At 72.2% G+C, this 5,103-nt stretch carries 7 protein-coding genes; 2 read left to right on the forward strand and 5 right to left on the reverse strand.

Going from position 1 to position 5,103, the window contains the following annotated elements:
- Positions 1 to 63: 63 nt before the first annotated feature.
- On the reverse strand, positions 64 to 588 hold the full coding sequence (locus PLP61_RS14885; RefSeq protein WP_324503536.1) for a MarR family winged helix-turn-helix transcriptional regulator: 525 nt from the start codon (positions 586 to 588) through the stop codon (positions 64 to 66).
- Between the two features lie 133 nt (positions 589 to 721).
- On the opposite strand from PLP61_RS14885, the gene PLP61_RS14890 reads away from it, so the two are divergent.
- Entirely contained in the window at positions 722 to 1,264 is a 543-nt protein-coding gene (locus PLP61_RS14890; RefSeq protein WP_324503537.1) for a DinB family protein, read from the forward strand.
- A 46-nt stretch (positions 1,265 to 1,310) separates the two neighbouring features.
- Here the strand turns inward: PLP61_RS14890 and PLP61_RS14895 are convergent, their stop codons facing one another.
- The 4 genes from PLP61_RS14895 to PLP61_RS14910 form a co-directional block, all read right to left on the reverse strand.
- Positions 1,311 to 2,603: an RNA polymerase sigma factor gene (locus PLP61_RS14895; protein WP_324503538.1), complete on the reverse strand. Its 1,293-nt coding sequence runs from the start codon at positions 2,601 to 2,603 to the stop codon at positions 1,311 to 1,313.
- Between the two features lie 22 nt (positions 2,604 to 2,625).
- The gene (locus PLP61_RS14900; RefSeq protein WP_324503542.1) at positions 2,626 to 2,973 is read right to left on the reverse strand and encodes a YciI family protein; all 348 of its coding nucleotides are present in this window, start codon (positions 2,971 to 2,973) and stop codon (positions 2,626 to 2,628) included.
- A gap of 240 nt (positions 2,974 to 3,213) precedes the next feature.
- Positions 3,214 to 4,134, reverse strand: a complete 921-nt coding sequence (locus PLP61_RS14905) for an LCP family protein (protein WP_324503539.1) — start codon at positions 4,132 to 4,134, stop codon at positions 3,214 to 3,216.
- Positions 4,131 to 4,712 carry a hypothetical protein gene (locus tag PLP61_RS14910; protein WP_324503540.1) on the reverse strand — a complete coding sequence of 194 codons (582 nt, stop codon included), beginning with the start codon at positions 4,710 to 4,712 and terminating at the stop codon, positions 4,131 to 4,133. Before PLP61_RS14910 ends, PLP61_RS14905 begins: the two co-directional genes overlap by 4 nt.
- A 157-nt stretch (positions 4,713 to 4,869) precedes the next feature.
- On the opposite strand from PLP61_RS14910, the gene PLP61_RS14915 reads away from it, so the two are divergent.
- Positions 4,870 to 5,103 (forward strand): 2-oxoglutarate dehydrogenase E1 subunit family protein (locus PLP61_RS14915; RefSeq protein ID WP_324503541.1); only part of this gene is annotated, 234 nt, incomplete at its 3' end.

The following is a 5,103-nucleotide window of genomic DNA, read 5'->3' on the forward strand; positions in this document are numbered from 1 at the left end:
GCGTCGTACGCACCAGTAGCCGGTCCAGGACGCCCGGCACCGCGGGCTGATCGCTCGGCTCGGTCACGGGTGCCCCAGGGGCGGTGGAGCGGCGGAGCCCGGTGAGCGTCGCACGAGCTCGCTGGTCATCCGCCCCTCCGGGTCGAGACCCGCAAGCAGCGCGTCGGCGATGGCCCGAAGCTGGCTGATCTGGCGCGGGGTCAGCGGGTCGATGACGTGCCGGCGGACGTTCTCGACGTGCCCGGGCGCGGCGGCCACGAGGGCCCTCCAGCCGGTCTCGGTGAGCCGGGCGTTGGTCGCGCGGCCGTCCGCAGGGCAGGGCGTCCGCTCCACGAGGTCGCGCTCCTCGAGGCGCCCGGCCACGTGGGACAGCCGCGACAGCGTGGCGTTGGTGCGCTCGGCCAGCGTGGTCATCCGCAGGGTGCGCTGCGGCGCCTCGGAGAGCGTGGCCAGCACGAAGTACTCGAAGTGGGTCAGCCCCGAGTCGCGCCTGAGCTGCCCGTCCAGGATCCCCGGCAGCAGCTCGACCACCGCGACCAGCCTGACCCACGCAGCCAGCTCGTCCTCGTCCAGCCACCTCGGTTCCATCCGTCCAGCGTAGGACCTTTACTTGACGGAACAATCAACGGCGGTGCTCCAGGAGGCAGCCACGGACGGCGCAGGACGGGTGTCCGTGCTCGGCCCTACCGTGGACCGGACGACCCCGACGAAAGGGAGCACCATGGCCGATACGTCGACATCCGGCGGCGAGCGCGCCGACATCCTGGACCTGCTGCACAAGCACCGCGAGCTCTTCCTGGTCACGGTCCGGGGCCTGACCGACGACCAGGCCCGGCAGCGACCCACGGTGAGCGAGCTGACGCTGGGCGGGCTGGTCAAGCACGTCTCCAGGACCGAGCAGAGCTGGACGCGCTTCATCGTCGCGGGTCCTCCCGAGGGGCCCGAGATCGACTGGGCGCGCATCGACTGGAGCAACCCGCCCCCCGAGGTGCGGGAGTTCCAGGACAGCTTCCGGGTGCTGGAGGACGAGACGCTGGCTGGGCTGCTCGCGGAGTACGACGCCGTGGCCGCCGCGACAGACGCCCTCGTCAGGGAGGTGGACCTCGACTCCTCGCAGCCGCTGCCCAAGGCGCCCTGGCACGAGCCGGGCTCCCGGTGGACCGCCCGCCGGGTGTTCCTGCACATCGCCGTGGAGACCGCCCAGCACGCCGGCCACGCCGACATCATCCGGGAGTCCATCGACGGCCAGAAGTCGATGGGCTGACTCGGGTTGACGGATCTCGGGACGTGCTCGGCGAACCGCCCGCGGCTCATCTCGGCTTCGGTGCGCGCCCCAGGTTCAGCTCGGCCCGACGGTGCAGGACTGCGCGCTCGCTCTCGTTCCTGGTGCGCGCGGCCGCCTCGGTGAACGCCTCGCCCGCCTGACGGTGCTGCCCGGCCCGTTCGAGCAGGTCTCCGCGCACACTCGGCACGAGCGGTGAGTCGCCGAGCTCACCTGCGCCCAGCGCCTCCAGCACCGCCAGCCCCGCATCCGGGCCGAACGCCCGACCGTGTGCGACCGCCCGGTTCACCTCGACCACCGGCCCCGGCGCGGCGTGGGCCAGGACGTCGTAGAGGGCTGCGATCCGGCGCCAGTCTGTGTCCTCGGCACGCTCCGCACGGGCGTGCTGCGCGGCGATCGAGGCCTGGAGGAAGTACTTCCCTACCGGCGTCCCGTGCGCGGCGAGCAGCTCGGCCCGTTGCAGGGCTGCGATCCCGCGCCGGATCAGTGGTTGGTCCCAGCGCGCCCGGTCCTGGGCCTCGAGCAGGACCGGTGCACCGTCCTCGTCGAGCCGGGCGGCCATCCGCGAGCCCTGGATCTCCAGCAGCGCCTGAAGTCCGAGCACCTCGGGCTCGTCCGGAGCGAGGGTGGCCAGCATCCGCGCCAGCCGCATCGCCTCGCGCGCCAGCTCGGGGCGCATCCAGTCCTCGCCGGCGGTGGCGCTGTAGCCCTCGTTGAAGATCAGGTAGATCACGGCCATGACGTCGTCGAGGCGCCTGGTCCGCTCCGTCCCCGTGGGCAGCTCGAACTCGGGGTGAGCCTCGGACAGCGTCCTCTTCGCCCGCGAGATGCGCTGGCCCATGGTGGGCTCGGTGGTCAAGAACCCGCGGGCGATCTCCGCGGTGGTGAGCCCTCCGACCAGACGCAGCGTCAGCGCGGCCCGGGACTCAGCACTCAGCAGGGGGTGGCAGGACAAGAAGATGAGCCGCAGGACGTCGTCCTCGATGTAGTCGACCTGGCCGTCGAGGTCGGGCATCTCCCCCTCCTCTCCACCACGGGCGCGCTCGAGCTCCGCGACCTTGCGGCGAAGGCTGTCGGCGCGCCGGAAGTGGTCGATGCCGCGCCGCTTCGCGGTGGTCATCAGCCACGCCGCCGGGTTCTGCGGTACGCCGGTCGTGGGCCACTGCTCGAGCGCCGCCACCAGCGCGTCCTGCGCCAGGTCCTCGGCGAGCTCCACATCCCGGGTCATCCGGGTCAGAGCACCGACGAGGCGGGCCGAGTCGGCCCGCCACGCCGCGACGATGACCCCTGTCGGGTCATCCGCACTGGTCCCTGCCGGCACGACGCCAGCGTAGTGAGCCCGTTCAGTCGCCGGGTGCCTCCGGACCGGTGGAGATCTGACGCAGCGTCGAGATCACGGTGACCTCCGGCCAGTGCTTGGCGTGCAGCTCGGCGAACTGGCGCTGGTCCGCCACGGCATCCTCGAGGGTGTCGTACTGCATGATCGCCCAGCCGCCGACCACCTCCTTGGCCTCGGCGTACGGCCCGTCGACCCGGGTGACCTCGCCCTTGCGGACCACGAAGTTCACCGCGTCCTCGGTCCCGTACAGGCCGCCACCGTCAAGGAACACACCCTTGGCGGCCTGTTCGCCGATGTAGACGTCCATCGCGTCGAACAGCGCCTGCGGCGGCGTGCCGACGCCCTCTTCCATCCTCACGAATCCCATGAAACGCGGCATGCTGATCACTCCTACTGGTTGCTGGTGAGCTGGTTCTCGCACGTACGTCGAACGGCCACCGGGCTCTTCGACATCGACCGTTGAAGTTCTCGAACGTGCCGACACTCTGCGCCGCGGCACCGGGTCGAGTAAAGCGCCTGACGGGCCAGCCGGGTGGCGGCAGCGTCAGGGATCAGCGCGGAGCGCCCACGCGCCACCAGCCCGCGGGACGGCTCAGGCGCAGGACTCCAGGGTGGCGTCCTGGCGGGCCCGGTCGCCGAGCCGCCGGGCCATGGCCGTGTCCGGAAGCACCACACTGGCCCCGCCCACGCTCCCGATGCCGCCCTGGACCACGCAGTTGGTGATCGCGCCGGGACGGACCGCCGCGGCCGCCGCGGCGAGCTCGAAGAGCTCGGCCGGGGGAAGGTCGGTGTGCATGTTCTGCAGGACGCTGAGCACGCCGCGCTCGAGGAAGCCGGGCTCGTCGGCGCGGGCCCGGATCTTGGCCTGGATGCCCTTCAGCGTGCGCTGCTGGTTGGCCGACCGGTCGAAGTCGCCGCGGAGCAGGTCGTGCCGGATCCGCGAGAACGCCATCGCGTCGTACCCGGTCAGGTGGATGTGCCCTGCCGGGAACCCCTTGGGCTTGAGGTAGGTGTCGGAGAACGCGACCGGGTTGTCCACCTCGATGCCCCCGATGCTCTTGACCATCTCGATGAAGTAGGGGAACCGGGTGACGAAGACGTAGTCGGGCTGGATGCCCACCAGGTTCCCCACCGTCTGGCCGAGCAGCTGAGGACCGCCGTAGTACAGCGAGGCGTTGATCTTGTCGTAGCCGACCCCGGGGATGTCGACCCACGAGTCGCGGGGTACGCCGATCGCGGCCGCCGCACCGGTCCGGGTGTCCATGCCGACCAGCTGCAGGGCGTCCCCCCGGGTCCGGGTCATGTCCTCGCCCGGCCGGGCGTCGGAGCCGACGGCGAGGATCCAGACCACGTCCGGGGTCAGGTCCACACCACTGGCCTGCCGCACCTTCACCAGGGTCACCTCGGTGGGGTGCACGGCGGAGTCCGGCACGACCAGGGCGGTCAGCCCCAGCACCACGGTGAGCGCCAGCAGCCGCAGCAGCCGGCCCCCGAGACCGGTCCGCCCGCTCATCGCGCTCCCCCCTCGGACACGTCGTAGGCGAACACCTGCCACCCGGCGTCGGTCTTCGTCAGCCGGAGCACCCCGGTCACCGTCACTCGTCCCTTCCTCTCACCGGAGGTGGTGAAGGCCAGGCGGACCCGCGCCGTGGCGCCGACCGGCCGGCCCTTGACCCCGAGCACGTCGACGCTCACCCGGCGGGTCCTCGCGGTGACGGCGTCCACCCGCTCGCCGATCTCGGCGTTCGACATCAGCCGGAGGTCCGCGGCTGCGTCCTTCGCAGCACCGGGGGTGAACCCGGGGAAGGCGTCGGAGAAGTCGGTGCGCGGGTAGTCCCCGCCGACGTACGCCGCGTCCCACCACCCGTCGACCACGCTGCTGACCGCCGCGACCGTCCGCGCGCGCTGGGCGCGGTCCACCGTGCCCTCGACGCGGCCCAGCCGGGCGGTGGTCTGCAACGGCGCCGGAGCCGAGGCGCTGGGGGACGCTGCGGGCTCCGGCTCGGAGTCCCCGGAGCAGGAGACGGCTCCCAGAGCCAGCCCCGTGGCCAGCACAGCCGCGGTGACCCGACCCCGCGCCGTCCAGATCATGTCCGCCAGTCTCCCTCGTCCCGCGATGTGGCTGCACCCTGCCCCCACCACCCTGCCTCACGGCGGGGGCCCAGCCCTGCATTTGCCGCGTGGTGGGACTAGCCTTGATCACCGAGTGCCAACCCACGCGCGCGTACCGGAAGAGGCGAGACCAGCCGTGTCGCAGACCCCTGACCAGCAGTCCACCGAGTCTTCCACGGCGCTCCCCGCCGGTTTCGGCGCCAACGACTGGCTCGTCGACGAGATGTTCGAGCGGTACACCGCGGACCCGTCGAGCGTGGCCCCCGAGTGGGCGACCTGGTTCGCGACCCACGGCAACCCTGCCGAGGGCAACGGCACCCCTCAGGCCGCGGCGGCCCCCGCCTCGGCCGCCCCGGCTGCGGCTGCGAGC

Origin of the sequence: Nocardioides sp. (genome assembly GCF_035429765.1) — a bacterium.
Classification (GTDB): Bacteria; Actinomycetota; Actinomycetes; order Propionibacteriales; family Nocardioidaceae; genus Nocardioides.

What these genes read in the sequence shown, in the direction of transcription:
- PLP61_RS14885 (WP_324503536.1), bottom strand. Translation starts at nt 588, where the DNA reads ATGGAACCGAGGTGGCTGGACGAGGACGAGCTGGCTGCGTGGGTCAGG.
- PLP61_RS14890 (WP_324503537.1), top strand. Translation starts at nt 722, where the DNA reads ATGGCCGATACGTCGACATCCGGCGGCGAGCGCGCCGACATCCTGGAC.
- PLP61_RS14900 (WP_324503542.1), bottom strand. Translation starts at nt 2,973, where the DNA reads ATGGAAGAGGGCGTCGGCACGCCGCCGCAGGCGCTGTTCGACGCGATG.
- PLP61_RS14905 (WP_324503539.1), bottom strand. Translation starts at nt 4,134, where the DNA reads ATGAGCGGGCGGACCGGTCTCGGGGGCCGGCTGCTGCGGCTGCTGGCG.
- PLP61_RS14910 (WP_324503540.1), bottom strand. Translation starts at nt 4,712, where the DNA reads ATGATCTGGACGGCGCGGGGTCGGGTCACCGCGGCTGTGCTGGCCACG.